The following is a 17,468-nucleotide window of genomic DNA, read 5'->3' on the forward strand; positions in this document are numbered from 1 at the left end:
GACAGAAGAAAGCCCAGACAAGGAGTCTGGGCTTGGAAGTTGGCTTTCTATACTAGTTCGCAATTATTGTTGCGTTTCTAGCGGGATTTGCCCCGTTGTTACTTGGTCGACATCAAACTCAGTCAGCTCTTCAATGTAGCTTTCTACTGTTTGCTCAACCACATCATCGTCTTGCTTGAAGTAGGCAATATGGAAAATAGCATCACCTTCATTAACCAGTGGCAGTGTTTGCTGGCCAATTACGATACCGCCTTTTGGTGCCAACAGCTCTAGCTCGTCATGACCTAAAGGCGAGCTGATGTAAGCGAGAGTCTCGCCTTCTTCTACTTTATCACCTAAGTTCACAACCGTACGTAGGATACCGTTGCCCGATGCGCGAACCCAGCTGGTGGATTTGGCGATGATTGGCTCTGGCAGCTTTTTACGGCTTGCACGTAACATACCGATAGCCTGCATTACGCGTTGTACGCCAAGTACACCAGCACTGATCGACAATGGATCAAAGCGTAGCGCTTCACCTGCTTCATAAGTCAGTACAGGAATGTCGCACTTCTCTGCTTCACTACGTAGAGAGCCATCACGTAGAGCAGAGTCTACGATCACTGGGGTTGCAAATGCTTTTGCGATGCGCAGTGTTTCTGGGTTGCTCAAGTTAGCGCGGATCTGAGGTAGGTTCGTTCGGTGAATCGCACCCGTGTGAAGATCCAGAATATAGTCACAACGCTTAGCAATGTTGTTGAAGAACCCATGTGCCATACGAGAAGCCAACGCGCCTTTTTCACTGCCTGGGAAGCAACGGTTTAGATCGCGACGGTCTGGCAGGTAGCGAGATTTATGGATGAAGCCAAACACGTTAACGATAGGCACGGCAATCACAGTACCTTTTAGTTTTGCAGGGTCCAGTTGGTTGATCATCTGACGAACGATTTCTACGCCATTCAGCTCGTCACCATGGATTGCTGCGTTTACCATTAACACCGGACCTTCTTGTTTACCGTGGATAATTTCCACAGGGATAGAAAGAGGAGAGTGTGTGTAAAGCTGCGCCGCTTCAAATTCGGTTTCTAATCGTTGTCCTGGTTGAACTTGGTGTCCTAGTAGCTCAAACACCTTGCTTTTTTTACTTCTGGCCATAAACCATCTCTATCGAATACGTTAGCAACAATGTAACAACTGGTTCAAAATCACACTAATCATTCTTCTTAATGTCACGAACAATAATTTTTATTGAAAAGATTAAAAATTCACCAAGTGTATGGCTTGTGTAAGTACATTTGGGAAATTCTTGTGTTAATTGAGTAGCTGTACGCTGTGTTTTAAATTGTTATATTCATCACAAAAATAAGACTGTGTTAAATTTAATACTAATATTTTTTTCGAGAAAAACTGTCTTTTACCTAAGGTTTTTATCCGCTACTATCCCCGCCGAATTTTTGACCTAATACTATCTAACTAGAGGTTTTGATGAAAAAGGCGATCGCTAAAATTGGCGCACTAACTGCTGTAGCAGTTTCTCTTTCTGGCTGTGTAGGCAGCAACGCTGTAACGGGTTACGTTATGGGCTTCAACTTGAAAGCTGTTGATAACCGTTACGCTCGTGGTGGTCTAAACATGCTAATGGCGCCAGTTTACGGTGTTGCTATTGCGGCTGACTACATCGTGTTCAACTCACTAGAGTTTTGGACTGGTAAAAACCCGCTAAACGGTAAGCCACACATCTTTGACAAGAAGATGGATACTTACATCGACGTAAACCACCAGTTAGATAAATCTCTAACCACTGCACCTGTTGGTCCTCTAACGAACAACCGTGTTATCGAACAAGGTCAAATGCAACAGCTTGACGAGAACACAGTTCAAATGGATATCACTTACAACAACGGTGAGAAAGCGACGCTAATGGGTGTTCGTGAAGGTGACTTTGTGACTTACTACATCGATGGTGAAGTGGTTGCTAAGACTTCTATGGATGAGCTAGCGGCATACGCGCAAACTCGTGCATAATTTGCGAAGTGCTTTTAATAGCAAACTCGCAATAAAAAAGGGTGCCTCGGCACCCTTTTTCGTATTTGTCGTATCTGGTTAAGATTACGCTTTTTCTGGAATAGCTTCTAGAAGTGCAACCATTTGATCCCAGAACAATTGAACGGTATCAATCTTCACTTTCTCATCTGGAGAGTGAGGGAATTTGATGGTTGGGCCGAAAGAAACCATGTCCATAGTCGGGTAAGGTTCTTTAAATAGACCACACTCAAGACCTGCGTGGATAACCATGATGTTCGGTTTGTGACCGTAGATGCCTTCGTACATATCACGGAAAATTGCCATGATTTCTGAGTCTGCATCTGGTTTCCAACCTGGGTAAGCGCCAGAGAACGCGATTTGCGCGCCAGCTAGCTCTGCTACTGATTGAAGCATGCCTTCAACTTGGCTACGACCTGAATCGATCAGCGAACGAATTAGACAAAGTACGGTGACTTTGTTCTCTTCTGTTGTGATAACACCAACGTTAAGTGATGTTTCAACTACACCTTCAACTTCGTCACTCATGCGCATTACGCCGTTTGGACACGCGTTAAGCGCCGCGATGAAACGTTGTTGATCTGCAACTGCAAATACTTGTGCGTCAGTCGAGAACTCTTCGTTGAAACTCACAATGTCAGTCTCAACTTTACCAAGCTCAGTTTTTAGTAGCTCAGTGTAGTAGTTGAACAATTCCGCTAACTTATCTTGGTTTTCTTCTGGTAGAGCAACCGTAACGAATGCTTCACGAGGGATAGCGTTACGTAGACTGCCACCACGGAACTCAACAAGACGAAGATCCAACTCTTGTGCGTGACCAGCAAGGAAACGACCTACAAGTTTGTTTGCGTTGCCACGACCTGTGTGGATGTCACAGCCAGAGTGACCACCTTTCAGACCTTTCAGTGTAAGCTGACGAGTTACAAAGCCTGCAGGGATTGCATCACGCGTGATATCGAAAGTCATTGCACCGTCGATACCGCCCGCACAACCCATGTATACTTCGCCTTCTTGTTCTGAGTCTGTGTTTAGAAGAATGTCACCTTCTAACCAACCTTCTTCAAGGCCAAATGCGCCAGTCATGCCTGCTTCTTCATCAATCGTTAGCAGAACTTCAATTGGGCCGTGTTTGATTTCAGTAGAAGCGAGAACTGCAAGACAAGAAGCCATACCAATGCCGTTGTCAGCGCCTAGTGTTGTGCCTTTCGCTGTTACCCACTCACCATCGATGTATGGTTGGATAGGATCTTTAGTGAAGTCGTGATCAGTATCTTCGTTCTTTTGCGGTACCATGTCGATGTGCGCTTGAAGAACCACGCCTTTCTTGTTTTCCATACCCGGTGTTGCTGGCTTTTTGATAAATACGTTGCCAGTTGGATCGCGGCGTACGTCAAATCCCTGCTCTGTTGCCCAAGTCACAATGTACTGAGCTAGTGCCTCTTCATGTTTAGAAGGGTGAGGGATTGAACAAATCTTATCGAAAAACTGCCAAAGTGGAGCAGGTGATAAGGTACTGATTTCAGAATGGAATTCAGACACGGAGGACTCCTTTTGATGTGCTTTGCCAAATATAAACCGTAAATTTAATAAGTGTTTAGCAGTAAATGCTAATCCGGTTTCGGCTTTGAATTGTTTTCAGCATACCACCAGAAGGGCGCTACTAGTAGATGTGGATAAAAGGATTTGCCCTTGAACTGTCACAGTTTATGGACACACAGAAATACACGAATGCAACTCAATTAGTATCAATTATAAGATTGGTTATTTTTTAATTTACTAAAGTGTAATTTAATTACAGTTAATTCTTGATGAAGATCAATTTATTAATGTTTTGTGATTTCTGTCACTAAAATGCTTGTAATTAAATTTCTTGGTGGTATATTTGTAACCAGCTTCTGAGAGAAGAATGAAATGCTCAAAGGATGAGTCCGTTTGTCGCCTCCAAGGAACCGAGAAATCAACCAAATTAACAGTATTAATTGATTTAGAAGGTGATATTTATGAAAGGTTTACCAAGTGCAATGTTCTGGAACAGCAAATCTGTTTACACCGGTAACTTTGTATACCCAACAAGCTTTGGTTACTAATTGAAGCCAACGCATGTGACTCGAACAAATTTGTTCACCCCTATAAATTGGAATTTTTTTTCAGTGCATAGTGCTGACATGATTCACCGCCACTCAAATTGAGTGGCGTTTTTTTATCTCTCGATCCTGAACGTTGACTGATTTCTCACCGCTAAGCACCTATTCTAGGTTTGCTTCCCCAACTTATTTCATTTGCTAACCAAATTCGTGAGTGTTTTACGCTCAAAACTCCATGTTTCTGTTTGAAAGTTTAATACATTGTTCAGTTTGCACTCGTTGTCTTGCTTGAATGCCTTAATTGTTAGTTATTGTTTATTAAGCTTTAAATTTTAATCGCGTTTGAAACGCTAGCGAATCGGTTTCATATCCAAAGAAAAAAATCGCATTAGAGTGAAAATTCTATCTGGAATTTGTTATTTGATAACTTTATAATTCGAGCCAATCGATTACGCAACCGTTTACTTTTTACCCTTTACAGGATTCGATCATGCTCGAAAGGCTATTCAAACTTAGTGAAAATGGCACCAATGTGCGCACTGAGATCATCGCAGGTGTTACTACCTTCTTAACCATGGCTTACATTATCTTCGTAAACCCAGCAATCCTTGCAGATACTGGTATGGATCGTGGTGCTGTGTTCGTTGCGACGTGTCTTGCTGCGGCTATTGGCTGTTTCATCATGGGCTTAGTAGCAAACTACCCAATCGCTCAGGCTCCAGGTATGGGCCTAAACGCGTTCTTTACCTACTCTGTTGTGTTGGGTATGGGTTATACGTGGCAAGTCGCGCTAGCAGCAGTATTTGTGTCGGGTCTACTATTTATTGTGTTGAGTGTGTTCAAGATCCGTGAGTGGATCATTAACTCAATTCCACTTTCTCTTCGTACAGGTATCTCTGCAGGTATCGGTCTGTTCCTTGCGTTCATCGCACTGAAAAATGCCGGCATCGTAGTAGATAACCCAGCAACGCTAGTTTCAATGGGTAACATCACTTCGCTACCATCTGTACTTGCGGCTATCGGCTTCTTTATGACTATCGCGCTGGTTCACCGTGGTGTGAAAGGTGCGGTTATGATCGCCATTTTGGGTGTGACAATTCTTGGTCTTATCTTTGGTGACGTTCAATGGGGCGGCATCATGTCGACACCACCAAGCATCGCACCAACCTTCATGCAGCTAGACTTCTCTGGTCTGTTCGAAGTTGGCATGATCTCGGTCGTATTTGCCTTCCTATTCGTTGACTTGTTCGACACTGCGGGCACGCTAGTTGGCGTTTCACAGAAAGCAGGTCTAACTGACGAAAACGGCAACATTCCACGTCTAAACAAAGCGCTACTTGCTGACTCAACAGCAACATCTGTAGGTGCTCTATTAGGTACATCAAACACGACGTCATACATTGAGAGTGTTTCTGGTGTAGCAGCTGGTGGCCGTACTGGTCTAACGGCTGTGGTTGTTGGCGTACTGTTCCTTCTAGCTCTGTTGTTCTCGCCACTAGCAGGTATGATTCCAGCTTACGCAACATCTGGTGCGCTATTCTATGTAGCGATCCTAATGCTTTCTGGTCTTGTTGGCATCGACTGGCGTGACCTAACAGAAGCTGCACCAGTTGTGGTTACTTGTTTGGTAATGCCTCTTACTTTCTCGATTGCAGAAGGTATCACGCTAGGTTTCATCGCTTACGCTGCTATCAAACTGTTCAGTGGTAAAGGCCGTGAAGTATCGATGAGTGTGTGGGTGATGTCTGCTATCTTCATTGTGAAATACATGGTCGGTTAATTCCAACGATTGAAAAAAGCCAGTGCGAACTCGATTCACACTGGCTTTTTGTTTGTGGATAATTTTTAAAGTAATTCATCCACTTCTCCATTTTGTATTGTTCACCGAATACGATTTTTCTGCGTAATAGGCAGAGAATTTTGATATCAGCGTTGGTATTAACGATGTGTTTCGGTAGAATAATCGTTTGCGTAGCTTGAAACCCCCATTTCCTCTGGTGTGGAAAGTTTAGCGAGATGAGTCCATTTCAGCGCCATCAGCTAGACAGAGGGGATGCATATTTTGAAATTATTAGGTTATTACAATGAGTAAAAAATTCATTATCACTTGGGATGCGATGCAGTCTTACTGCCGTGAACTGGCTGAGAAACAAATGCCAGCTGAGCAATGGAAAGGTATTTGGGCGGTAAGCCGTGGTGGCCTAGTTCCTGGTGCAATCCTAGCGCGTGAACTGGGTATTCGTCACGTTGATACTATTTGTATCTCTAGCTACGACCACGATCACCAGCGTGATATGACAGTAGTTAAAGCACCAGAAGGTGACGGCGAAGGTTTCCTAATCGTTGAAGACCTAGTAGATAGCGGTGACACAGCACGCAAGTTACGTGAAATGTACCCGAAAGCGAAGCTTATCGCAGTATGTGCTAAGCCTGCAGGTGTTGAGCTACTAGACGATTACGTAGTAGACATCGCTCAAGACACTTGGATCGAGCAACCTTGGGATATGTCTATCCAGTTTGCTGAGCCAGTAAATCGTAAGCAAAAATAAGTTTGCACCAAGAATATTGAGAAATGCCCCTTTATAGGGGCATTTTTTTTATTATTATTACAGCAATTGCCAATAGCTTAGAGTTCTTCCTATGTCAGAAGACGTCAGTAAAAACCTCTCAGAAACCTTGTTTGTTAAGCACAAGCAGGCGAAAGAAACCTCTGCACTTACTCAATACATGCCTACCAGCCAAACAATTCTTGATGAGCGAGAAGGGCAAGATGATCGTGCGTGGTATCGACACTTAAGACGTTTGCAGTGGACTTGGCAGGGTTTATCTCCAATCGAGATGGAAAGTACACTGTCTAAAATTGCATCGTCGAAACATTCGCGTACGGAAGATAAGTGGTTAGATACAGTGATGGGTTATCACGGCGGTAACTGGACGTTTGAGTGGATAAAGCTTGGGATGGAACACCAACGCCGTTCAACCGAATTGAAAGGTGAAGATGCGGCGGATGAGTTGTTTTCCGCTTCGCTGTGTTTCAGTATTGCGGGCTACCCACATTTGAAGAACGATAACCTTGCGACTCAAGCTCAAGTGTTGGCCAATAAAGCTTACAACGAAGGCTCTGAGAAAACGCAATACACGATCAAACAGATCGAAGTACCTTATCAAAAGCGCAAGATCATCGCGAATTTACACTTGCCACGTACGGACAAGCAATTGCCCGTTGTGATGGTGAGTGCGGGTTTGGACAGCTTGCAAACAGACATGTGGCGTTTGTTCCGCAATCATTTAGCGCCTAAAGACATCGCAATGTTGACCATCGACATGCCGTCAGTGGGTCATAGCTCCCATTGGCCATTAACGGAAGATTCTAGTTGTTTGCATCAAGCGGTATTGAATGAGCTGTACAAACTGCCTTGGGTCGATCATTACAAAGTGGGATTGATTGGTTTCCGCTTTGGTGGCAATGCTATGATCCGTCTTTCATTCGTTGAACAAGAGAAGGTCAAAGCGTGTGTGGCGCTCGGTGCACCTGTACATGATTTGTTTACCTCACCGAAGAAGCTGCAGCAGATGCCGAAGATGTACCTAGATCTACTGGCGTCTCGTTTAGGTAAGAACGCCGTGGACATCAATAGCATGGCTGGGCAGATGATGGCGTGGTCGTTGAAAGTACAAGGGTTCTTAAGCAGTCGTAAAACCAAGGTACCTATTTTGGCTTTGAGTTTGGAAGGGGATCCTGTTTCCCCACACAGTGACAACCAGTTGGTAGCGCTGTTTAGTCACTATGGTCAAGCAAAGAAAATCAGTTCCAAAACAATTACAAAAGGTTATGAGCAATCCCTCGATTTGGCCATAAAGTGGTTGGAGGAGGAATTATTAAGATGACAAATCTCCTAATTTAGTTAAGAGTGATATATGTGAGCAAAAAATAAGCTCATGATAATAAAAAATAATAATCATTCTTGGATAGCTAAATATCCTTACTATGGAAACGGAGATTCTTATGTCAGAGACGACTCAAGGGCCGACTCACTTTCGCTTGATGTCTAAGTTAAAGGCGATAGGTCCTTACCTGCGCGAACCACAATCACAAGAAGGCCACTACTATTTTGACTGTCTATCTGTTTGTGTAGACGACAAAAAGTCGCCAGAAAAACGTGAATTTTGGGGATGGTGGATGGACTTGGAGTCCATCGAAGGTGGCTTTACTGCAAAATACCATATTGGTAAATACAACAAAGAAGGGGATTGGACCTCAGAGCCATTACCGAATAAGGTGACTGAAGAGGTTTACCTCACCCAGAGTACCTTTCATCAGAAGCTAGTAGATACGCTGGCTGAGCATTTCAAACTGGAAGTGGAATATCACACAGAATCGTTTGATTTCGCCTAATTTGGCTGTTTTCTTCCTCTATAAGACAAAAAGGTGCGTTTTCGCACCTTTTCTGCTTGTTAAATCCCCATTTGATTGCTAAAACATCCACTCTTTATTTGTTTTTCATTTCAGAAGACATCATGACAACGAATCAACAGAATGCAGTTATTTCACAATCACAAACCGTCGTTGTGAAACTGGGTACAAGTGTGCTGACAGGCGGCACTTTGGCGTTAAACCGTGCTCACATGGTAGAGCTGGCTCGTCAATGTGCTGAACTAAAAAAACAAGGCCATTCAGTCGTAATGGTTTCGTCTGGTGCAATTGCAGCAGGCCGTGAGCATCTTGGATACCCCGCATTGCCCAACGAGATGGCGAGCAAACAATTGCTTGCTGCAGTGGGCCAAAGCCGTCTGATTCAAACATGGGAGTCTCTGTTTGGCATTTATGGCATCAAAATTGGTCAGATGTTGCTAACTCGTGCTGATTTGGATGATCGCGAGCGTTTTCTTAACGCGCGTGACACCATCAATGCTCTGGTTGCAAACGACATTATACCTATCGTGAACGAAAATGACGCGGTAGCAACGAACGAGATCAAAGTGGGCGATAACGACAATTTGTCTGCTTTGGTGGGGATTTTGTGTGGTGCAGACAAATTGCTGCTGCTAACAGACCAAAAAGGTTTGTTTACCGCAGACCCTCGTAAAGATCCAAATGCCGAATTGATCAAAGAAGTGAAAACCATTGATGATACTTTGCGCAAAATTGCGGGTGGTAGCGGCACAACGCTAGGTACTGGCGGCATGGCAACCAAGCTTCAGGCGGCAGACATCGCTCGCCGTGCAGGCATTGAGGTGATCATCGCTGCGGGCAGCGCACCAAATGTTATTTTTGACTCATTGAGCTCAGAGCCACAAGGGACGCGTTTCCTTCCTTGTGAAGAAGCGCTAGAAAACCGCAAGCGCTGGATCCTAGCGGGCCCTGCTGCATCCGGTGATATCATTATTGATGATGGTGCAGTTAACGCTGTTGTCGGTAAGGGCAGTAGTCTACTTGCAAAAGGCGTGATTAAGGTAAGTGGTGATTTTGCTCGTGGTGAAGTGGCTCGCGTGACCAACGCACAAGGCAAGCTGGTGGCACGTGGTATCAGCGCCTACTCAAGCGAAGACCTAGCAAACATTGCCGGTAAACACAGTAAAGATATCATCTCTATTTTGGGTCATGATTACGGCTCAGAAGTGATTCACCGCGATGATCTTGTCGTCATCCAAGAATAGATATTGAGGGAAGCAAAGTGGATTTAACGAATATGGGTAAAGCTGCCAAAGATGCAGCTTTCGAATTGGCGACAGCGTCAACCGCACAAAAAAACCAAGCACTAGCGATCATCGCTGATGAGCTAGAAGCGAATGCGGCAACTATTTTGGCTGCAAACACAAAAGACATCGAATTAGGTCGCGAAGCGGGTCTAACAGATGCAATACTAGACCGTCTTCTATTAAATGAAGAGCGCCTTACTGGTATCGCTAATGACGTTCGTAACGTGATCAGCCTAAACGATCCTGTAGGCAGCGAAATCGACAGCAAAGTGCTAGAAAATGGCATGTCTCTGTCCCGTCGTCGTGTACCACTGGGTGTGGTTGGTGTGATTTACGAAGCGCGTCCAAACGTAACTATCGATATTGCTGCTCTATGTCTAAAAACAGGTAATGCAAGCATCCTACGTGGTGGTAAAGAGACGTTCTTTTCCAATATGGAATTGGTAAAGGTTATCCAATTGGCTCTAGCGAAAGCGAACTTGCCGGCGGCTTCCGTTCAATATATTGAAAAGCCAGATCGTGAGTTGGTTTCTCAACTCCTTAAGCTAGACGATTACGTTGATATGATCATTCCACGTGGCGGCGCTGGCTTACACAAGATGTGTAAAGAGAACAGCACCATTCCAGTGATCATCGGTGGTTTTGGTATCAGCCATATTTTTGTTGATGAGTCAGCGGATCTAGAAAAATCGTTGAACGTTGTTGAGAATTCAAAAGTTCAACGCCCTTCAGCATGTAACTCGCTAGATACTTTGCTCGTACATGAAGATGTTGCGGCGCAATTCCTATCAATGATCGTAGAGCGCATGAGCGATAAAGTGACCTTCGTGACAGAGCCAAAGGCAAAAGTACTGATGGCTCAAGCAACACAAATTCGTGATGCAGTGGAAGGTGACTTTGATACTGAATGGCTAAGTTACACGCTGGGTGTAAAAGTGGTTGCCGACGTAAAAGAGGCGATTGACCACATGCGTGTTCATAACGCGAGCCACTCAGATGCGATCATGACCAACAGTTTGGTTAACTCGGAATTATTCATTAATTCTGTTGGTTCTGCTGCGGTTTACGTGAATGCCTCAACTCGTTTTACTGACGGTGCTCAGTTTGGTCTTGGGGCAGAAGTGGCGGTATCTACTCAGAAACTGCATGCACGTGGCCCAATGGGTTTGGAAGAACTCACCAGCTACAAATGGGTTGGTAAAGCAAACTACCTAGCACGCAGTTAACAGAAACCGTTTGATATTGATTGAAAAAGGGGCAGTAGTGCCCCTTTTTGTTTTCTCTAACATAGCAATTCCGCTACACTAGTCTTGCTTTTGGGACGAACCCAATCGCACGCTATTTGGAGGTGATATGCATTGTCCTTTTTGTTCTGAGAACGATACAAAAGTAATTGATTCCCGCTTAGTTGCTGACGGCCATCAAGTGCGTCGTCGTCGCCAGTGCTTAGCTTGTAGCGAACGTTTTACCACGTTTGAAACAGCTGAGTTGGTGATGCCTAAAGTGATTAAGTCTAACGGCAACCGTGAACCGTTTGATGAAGACAAAATGGTCGGTGGCATTCAACGCGCACTAGAAAAACGCCCAGTGAGTGCAGATTCTATCGAATTGGCAATCAGCATGATTAAATCGCAGCTGCGTGCAACAGGTGAACGTGAAGTGCCAAGTGAGATGATTGGTAACCTAGTTATGGGCCAATTGAAAGAGCTGGATAAAGTTGCTTATATCCGTTTTGCATCGGTTTACCGCAGCTTTGAAGATATCCGTGAATTTGGCGAAGAAATTGCTCGTCTAGAAGACTGATTGAGTCATGGAACAACAGAACACTTCTTCAGAATTTACCTCTCAAGATTTCGAAATGATGTCGCGTGCGTTGAAATTGGCGAAGCGCGGCATGTATACCACAGCGCCTAACCCCAACGTTGGTTGCGTTATTGTCCGTGACGGTGAGATTGTTGGCGAAGGCCATCATCATCGCGCGGGTGAAGCTCATGCCGAAGTTCATGCAATGCGCATGGCTGGGGATAAAACCGAAGGGGCGACCGCTTATGTGACGTTGGAGCCTTGCTCTCACTACGGGCGAACACCGCCGTGTGCTGAGGGACTTATCAAAGCCAAGGTTGCACGTGTGGTCTGCGCAATGGAAGACCCAAACCCGAAAGTTGCAGGGCGTGGTTTTCAAATGCTGCGTGATGCAGGGGTAGAAGTTCACGTTGGCTTGTTGGAAAGCGATGCGATCGAGCTGAACAAAGGTTTTATCAAATTCATGCAAACTGGCATGCCTTATGTTCAGTTGAAAATGGCAGCTAGCCTCGATGGGCAAAGTGCGTTGAGTAACGGACAGAGCCAATGGATTACCTCCCCAAAAGCTCGCCAAGATGTCCAACACTATCGTGCGATGAGCGGTGGTATTCTCTCTACCAGCAAAACAGTGATTGACGACAATGCCTCATTGAACGTTCGCTGGGATGATTTGCCAAAAAGCCTACAATCGCAATACCCTCAGGTTGATGTTCGTCAGCCTCCACGAGTCATACTCGATCGCCAATCTCAGCTTCGTAATGATTTAAAGCTATTCAAGACAGAAGGTGAGCGTATTATTGTCAGTCAAGATGGTGATATCGCCCCTAAACTGACTGAAAACGATCAAGTTGACTTAGCTGCGACATTGAAAGCCGTGGCAAGCGAATGTCACATCAATCACTTGTGGGTCGAAGCGGGAGCGACACTCGCGAGTTCATTAATCGAAGCTAACCTTGTAGATGAACTGATCGTTTATCTCGCGCCTAAGTTGATGGGGAGCGATGGACGAGGCTTGATCGGCGCGCTTGGTTTAACCGAGATGGCACAAGTTATCGATTTAACTATTACCGACGTTCGAATGGTGGGGGTGGATATTCGCATCACCGCAACCGTCAAACGCATTCAACGCTAGAAAGAAGCATTATGTTTACAGGAATTGTAGAAGCAGTTGGCAAACTAACTGCAATCACGCCAAAAGGCGAAGACATCACCGTGACGGTGGAAGTAGGCAAATTGGATATGGCTGACGTTAAGTTAGGCGACAGCATTGCGACTAACGGCGTATGTTTAACGGTCGTCGATTTCGGTAGTAACTATTACAGTGCTGATTTGTCACTGGAAACGCTGAACAAAACTGGTTTTGCTGCTTATCAAGTGGGCGACAAAGTGAACCTAGAAAAAGCCATGTTGCCGACCACTCGTTTTGGCGGTCATATCGTTTCAGGTCATGTTGATGGCGTCGGTGTGATTGTTGAGCGTAATCAAGTTGGCCGTGCGATTGAGTTCTGGGTTGAGATGCCAGCGGAAATCTGTAAGTACGTGGCAGAAAAAGGCTCTATCACAGTGGATGGCATTAGTCTGACCGTCAACGATCTACGTAAGAATGGATTTAAATTAACGATTGTTCCTCACACCAGTGAAGAGACAACCATCGATCAGTTCCAAGTTGGCCGTAAAGTGAACCTAGAAGTGGACGTGTTAGCTCGCTATATGGAGCGCTTGCTACAAGGCCAGAAAGAGGAGCCGCAAGAATCACGTATTACAATGGACTTCTTGCAGCAAAATGGTTTTGCGTAAGCGAAACCGACCACAATCACAGAACGTTATCAGGTTAATTGACTTAATAAAGGTTAGCTTCAAACTGCTTTGCTGACTAAAGCCAGTAGACGTAACTCAACGAAACGTTAAACGCATTGCTGCTGCAATAATAAATTTTTGAATAACGGGAAACAGAATATGCCTATCAGCACGCCTCAAGAGATTATTGATGATATTCGCGCAGGCAAAATGGTCATCCTAATGGATGATGAAGACCGCGAGAATGAAGGTGATTTGATCATGGCTGCCGAGCACATTACGCCGGAAGCTATCAACTTTATGGCTACGCATGGCCGTGGCTTAATCTGTCTAACCATGACAAAAACTCGTTGTGAGAGCCTTGGCTTGCCACCAATGGTGCAAGACAACAACGCGCAATACACCACCAACTTTACGGTTTCTATTGAAGCCGCTGAAGGTGTTACCACTGGTATTTCTGCAGCTGACCGTGCTCGCACCGTACAAGCGGCAGTTGCGCCAAGTGCAAAAGCGGCGGACTTAGTGCAACCGGGCCATATCTTCCCTCTAGCAGCACAAGACGGTGGTGTTCTAACTCGCGCTGGTCATACAGAAGCCGGCTGTGATTTGGCTCGTCTTGCAGGTCTAGAGCCTGCATCGGTTATTGTTGAGATCCTAAACGACGATGGCACGATGGCGCGTCGCCCGGACCTTGAAGTGTTTGCTGAAAAACACGATTTAAAGCTAGGTACCATTGCAGACCTTATCGAATACCGCAACAACACGGAAACAACGATTGAACGCGTTGCTGAGTGTGCACTGCCAACGGAATTTGGTGAGTTCACTTTGGTGACTTACAAAGACACGATTGATAACCAAGTACATTACGCGATGTGTAAAGGTGACTTAACTGCGAATGCACCGTTAGTTCGCGTTCACTTACAAGACGTATTTACCGATGTGCTTCGCAGTGATCGTAACGCAGAACGCAGTTGGACGCTGGATAAAGCGATGAAGCGAATCGGTGAAGAAGGGGGTGTTCTGGTTGTACTTGGTCATGAAGACTCGACCGATCTGCTTATTCATCGTGTAAAAATGTTTGAATCGCAAGACAAAGGCGAGGCACCTACTCTTGCTAAGAAGCAGGGTACATCACGTCGTGTAGGTGTTGGTTCTCAGATTTTGGCGGATCTTGGCGTGCACGATATGCGTCTGCTTTCTTCAACCAACAAAAAGTACCATGCATTGGGTGGCTTTGGCTTGAATGTTGTTGAATACATCTGCGAATAACAACTGAACGATTCCCCCCTAGCCAAGTTTCGGCTTATTCTGCTGACGGCTAGGGCTTGGAGACTCGTCTCTAATTTCCATTAGATATTGCTCACAAATTTGTGATAGAATCCGGCGATTCTCACTTGATGAACAATTTTCACTTAAAAATAGAGTTAAAGGAAGGCTTATGAAAGTGATCGAGGGTGGCTTCCCAGCGCCAAATGCAAAAATTGCTATCGTTATTTCTCGTTTTAACAGTTTTATTAACGAAAGCCTACTTTCTGGTGCGATCGATACACTAAAGCGTCACGGACAAGTAAGCGAAGACAACATCACTGTTGTTCGTTGTCCTGGTGCTGTAGAACTGCCTTTAGTTGCTCAACGAGTTGCTAAAACTGGTAAGTACGATGCTATCGTATCTCTAGGTACAGTAATTCGTGGTGGTACACCACACTTTGACTATGTTTGTAGTGAATGTAACAAGGGTCTTGCACAAGTTTCTCTGGAATACAGCCTTCCAGTAGCGTTTGGCGTACTGACTGTTGATACTATCGATCAAGCGATTGAACGCGCAGGAACCAAGGCTGGTAATAAAGGTGCAGAGGCTGCACTAAGCGCACTTGAAATGATTAACGTATTATCTGAAATTGATTCCTAATGGGGGCCAGTGTGAAACCAGCCGCACGTCGTAACGCACGTCAATTCGCTCTACAGGCGATCTACTCATGGCAAATTACTAAAGACAATGTTGCCACGATTGAAGAACAGTTTTTGTCTGGTGACAAATACGATGAAGAAGAACTTCATGCATCTGAGCCAGCACTTGCTGCTCCAGAAACTGACGTAGCTTACTTCCGTGAACTACTAAGCGGTGTTGTACTTAGCCACTCAGAGCTAGATTGCAAAATCCGTCCATACGTGTCTCGTCCAATGCAGGATCTAGACATGATGGAACTTGCTCTTCTTCGCCTTGCTATGTACGAGATGACTCGTCGCGAAGATGTTCCTTACAAAGTGGTAATCAATGAAGCGATTGAACTTGCAAAAGTATTCGCGGCAGAAGACAGCCACAAATTTGTGAATGGTGTGCTAGATAAAGCGGCGCCACACGTACGTAAGAAATAACGATTTCTTTATTAAAAAGGTCAGCACATGCTGACCTTTTTTGTATCAAAAGCTTTTACATCAAAAAGAATGTGAATTATGTCTGGTGAATTTAATCTTATCGACAAATACTTTGTTGGACGCCAAAGCCAGCGCAAAGACGTCCATCTAGCAGCGGGGGACGATTGTGCGTTAGTGAAAGCACCTGCGAATGTACAAATTGCTATTAGTACCGATACGCTGGTGGCAGGCACGCACTTTCTTTCTGATGCTAACCCTGCGTGGGTGGCGCACAAAGCATTAGCGTCAAACATCAGTGATTTAGCTGCAATGGGTGCAACACCTGCTTGGGTAAGCTTTGCGTTAACTATGCCAGAGCCAGATGAAGCATGGCTTGCCCCTTTTTGTGATGCGTTTTTTGAGTTAGCTGATTACTTTGGTATTCAACTTATTGGGGGCGATACGACCAAAGGTCCACTAAGCCTGACGCTTACGGTGCAAGGCTTTGTACCAGAGGGCAAAGCTTTGACTCGCTCTGGAGCAAAAGTCGGTGATTGGGTGTATGTGACAGGTAACCTTGGTGATGCCAAAGCTGGTCTGGATGTCGTTCTTGATAACACATTACGTACTCGAATAGCTGCCCCAGAGTTAGAGAAAGCACATTATCTCAGTACGCCACGCGTGTTGGCTGGGCAAGCATTAGTCGGCTTAGCGTCATCAGCAATTGATATTTCTGATGGCTTAATTTCTGATATCAAACATATTCTTAAGCGTTCTGATGTTGGAGTCAGTTTAGATGTGTCCCAACTGCCTATATCTTCAGAATTGGTTCAATTTTTAGATGATAAGGTAAGCGCACAGCAGTATGCTTTATCCAGTGGTGAAGAGTACGAATTGTGCTTTACTGTGCCTGAGCAGAACAACGGTTCATTGCAAAGTGCGTTGTCGCACGCTGGGTGTAAGTTTACGTGCATTGGCCAAATTCGACCAAAAGGTACGTTTGAGCTGCACGACAACAATCAACCTCTTGATTGGGAACTCAGTGGCTTTGACCACTTTAGATAATCTGAGCTAGGCTCTAGCCTAAGATTGAAACCAACTAGCAGTATAGGTTTAAGGAAATGACCAATCCCCTCTCTCTGATTTCATTAAAGAACCCGTGGCATCTTTTGGCAACGGGTTTTGGTAGCGGCTTATCACCAGTGGTTCCAGGAACTATGGGGACGTTGGCAGCTGTGCCGTTATTCTTGTTACTGGCGCAGTTACCCTTCCCACTGTATGTCGTATTAGTACTCATCTCTTGTGTTATTGGTATTAAGATCTGCCAAGTGACATCAGATGACATGGGGGTTCATGACCATGGATCAATCGTGTGGGATGAGTTTGCAGGCTTTTGGATCACCATGAGCTTAGTACCAGCACTAAATATCCCAGTCACGGAATGGAAGTGGTTGCTGACTGGTTTTATTTTGTTCCGCTTCTTTGACATGGTAAAACCATGGCCAATTGGCTGGTTGGATAAACGTGTTCACGGTGGTTTGGGTATCATGATTGATGATATCGTGGCCGGTATCATGGCGGGTATCGCACTGTTCTTAGTGGCGAAATACGCAGGTTGGATGTAGTCATACCGCTTTAACAATCGACAGATAAACAAAAGGGATGCCATCATGGCATCCCTTTTTGGTGTTTACTTTTTAGCGCTTG

The 17,468-nt window shown here is 45.0% G+C and carries 18 protein-coding genes; 16 read left to right on the forward strand and 2 right to left on the reverse strand.

The window, feature by feature from the left end:
• Positions 1–63 precede the first annotated feature (63 nt).
• The gene (locus tag VJL_RS02840; RefSeq protein ID WP_038865448.1) at positions 64–1,134 is read right to left on the reverse strand and encodes a succinylglutamate desuccinylase/aspartoacylase family protein; all 1,071 of its coding nucleotides are present in this window, start codon (positions 1,132–1,134) and stop codon (positions 64–66) included.
• Between the two features lie 330 nt (positions 1,135–1,464).
• Between VJL_RS02840 and VJL_RS02845 the strand changes: the two genes are divergently transcribed.
• A complete protein-coding gene (locus tag VJL_RS02845) occupies positions 1,465–2,004 on the forward strand; it encodes a DUF3332 domain-containing protein (protein ID WP_038865446.1) in 540 nt (179 codons plus the stop codon).
• 84 nt (positions 2,005–2,088) lie between these two features.
• On the opposite strand, the gene VJL_RS02850 is transcribed toward VJL_RS02845, so the two are convergent.
• Complete coding sequence (locus tag VJL_RS02850) at positions 2,089–3,561, reverse strand: aminoacyl-histidine dipeptidase (RefSeq protein ID WP_038875563.1); 1,473 nt, start codon at positions 3,559–3,561, stop codon at positions 2,089–2,091.
• A 461-nt stretch (positions 3,562–4,022) separates the two neighbouring features.
• Between VJL_RS02850 and vcdP the strand changes: the two genes are divergently transcribed.
• The 15 genes from vcdP to pgpA all read left to right on the forward strand — a co-directional run bounded on the left by vcdP (position 4,023) and on the right by pgpA (position 17,386).
• Positions 4,023–4,109 carry a small protein VcdP gene (gene vcdP, locus VJL_RS30615; RefSeq protein ID WP_017188447.1) on the forward strand — a complete coding sequence of 29 codons (87 nt, stop codon included), beginning with the start codon at positions 4,023–4,025 and terminating at the stop codon, positions 4,107–4,109.
• Between the two features lie 487 nt (positions 4,110–4,596).
• A complete protein-coding gene (locus VJL_RS02855; RefSeq protein WP_038865443.1) occupies positions 4,597–5,886 on the forward strand; it encodes an NCS2 family permease in 1,290 nt (429 codons plus the stop codon).
• Between the two features lie 304 nt (positions 5,887–6,190).
• Positions 6,191–6,655: a xanthine phosphoribosyltransferase gene (gene gpt, locus VJL_RS02860; protein WP_005440202.1), complete on the forward strand. Its 465-nt coding sequence runs from the start codon at positions 6,191–6,193 to the stop codon at positions 6,653–6,655.
• Positions 6,656–6,746: 91 nt separating this feature from the next.
• The gene (gene frsA / locus VJL_RS02865; protein ID WP_038865442.1) at positions 6,747–7,994 is read left to right on the forward strand and encodes an esterase FrsA; all 1,248 of its coding nucleotides are present in this window, start codon (positions 6,747–6,749) and stop codon (positions 7,992–7,994) included.
• Positions 7,995–8,112: 118 nt separating this feature from the next.
• Positions 8,113–8,502, forward strand: a complete 390-nt coding sequence (crl, locus tag VJL_RS02870) for a sigma factor-binding protein Crl (RefSeq protein ID WP_038865441.1) — start codon at positions 8,113–8,115, stop codon at positions 8,500–8,502.
• Positions 8,503–8,624: 122 nt separating this feature from the next.
• Complete coding sequence (gene proB, locus VJL_RS02875) at positions 8,625–9,764, forward strand: glutamate 5-kinase (protein ID WP_038865440.1); 1,140 nt, start codon at positions 8,625–8,627, stop codon at positions 9,762–9,764.
• 17 nt (positions 9,765–9,781) lie between these two features.
• Positions 9,782–11,032, forward strand: a complete 1,251-nt coding sequence (locus VJL_RS02880; protein ID WP_038875566.1) for a glutamate-5-semialdehyde dehydrogenase — start codon at positions 9,782–9,784, stop codon at positions 11,030–11,032.
• Positions 11,033–11,159: 127 nt separating this feature from the next.
• Entirely contained in the window at positions 11,160–11,609 is a 450-nt protein-coding gene (gene nrdR / locus VJL_RS02885) for a transcriptional regulator NrdR (RefSeq protein ID WP_038865435.1), read from the forward strand.
• 7 nt (positions 11,610–11,616) lie between these two features.
• Positions 11,617–12,741, forward strand: a complete 1,125-nt coding sequence (gene ribD / locus VJL_RS02890) for a bifunctional diaminohydroxyphosphoribosylaminopyrimidine deaminase/5-amino-6-(5-phosphoribosylamino)uracil reductase RibD (RefSeq protein ID WP_038865432.1) — start codon at positions 11,617–11,619, stop codon at positions 12,739–12,741.
• 11 nt (positions 12,742–12,752) lie between these two features.
• Positions 12,753–13,406 (forward strand): riboflavin synthase, encoded by a 654-nt coding sequence (locus VJL_RS02895; RefSeq protein ID WP_038875569.1) that lies wholly within the window; start codon positions 12,753–12,755, stop codon positions 13,404–13,406.
• A 159-nt stretch (positions 13,407–13,565) separates the two neighbouring features.
• Positions 13,566–14,675 (forward strand): bifunctional 3,4-dihydroxy-2-butanone-4-phosphate synthase/GTP cyclohydrolase II, encoded by a 1,110-nt coding sequence (ribBA, locus tag VJL_RS02900; protein ID WP_038865430.1) that lies wholly within the window; start codon positions 13,566–13,568, stop codon positions 14,673–14,675.
• A 169-nt stretch (positions 14,676–14,844) separates the two neighbouring features.
• A complete protein-coding gene (gene ribH / locus VJL_RS02905) occupies positions 14,845–15,315 on the forward strand; it encodes a 6,7-dimethyl-8-ribityllumazine synthase (protein WP_005440184.1) in 471 nt (156 codons plus the stop codon).
• Positions 15,315–15,782, forward strand: a complete 468-nt coding sequence (nusB, locus tag VJL_RS02910; protein WP_038865428.1) for a transcription antitermination factor NusB — start codon at positions 15,315–15,317, stop codon at positions 15,780–15,782. Before ribH ends, nusB begins: the two co-directional genes overlap by 1 nt.
• A gap of 78 nt (positions 15,783–15,860) precedes the next feature.
• Positions 15,861–16,826, forward strand: a complete 966-nt coding sequence (thiL, locus tag VJL_RS02915; protein ID WP_038875571.1) for a thiamine-phosphate kinase — start codon at positions 15,861–15,863, stop codon at positions 16,824–16,826.
• 56 nt (positions 16,827–16,882) lie between these two features.
• Positions 16,883–17,386, forward strand: coding sequence for a phosphatidylglycerophosphatase A (pgpA, locus tag VJL_RS02920; protein WP_038865424.1), 504 nt, complete (start codon positions 16,883–16,885; stop codon positions 17,384–17,386).
• The last annotated feature ends 82 nt before the right edge of the window (positions 17,387–17,468 follow it).

The sequence above is a fragment of the Vibrio jasicida CAIM 1864 = LMG 25398 genome (assembly GCF_000400365.1).
In the GTDB taxonomy this organism is placed as follows: Bacteria; Pseudomonadota; Gammaproteobacteria; order Enterobacterales; family Vibrionaceae; genus Vibrio; species Vibrio jasicida.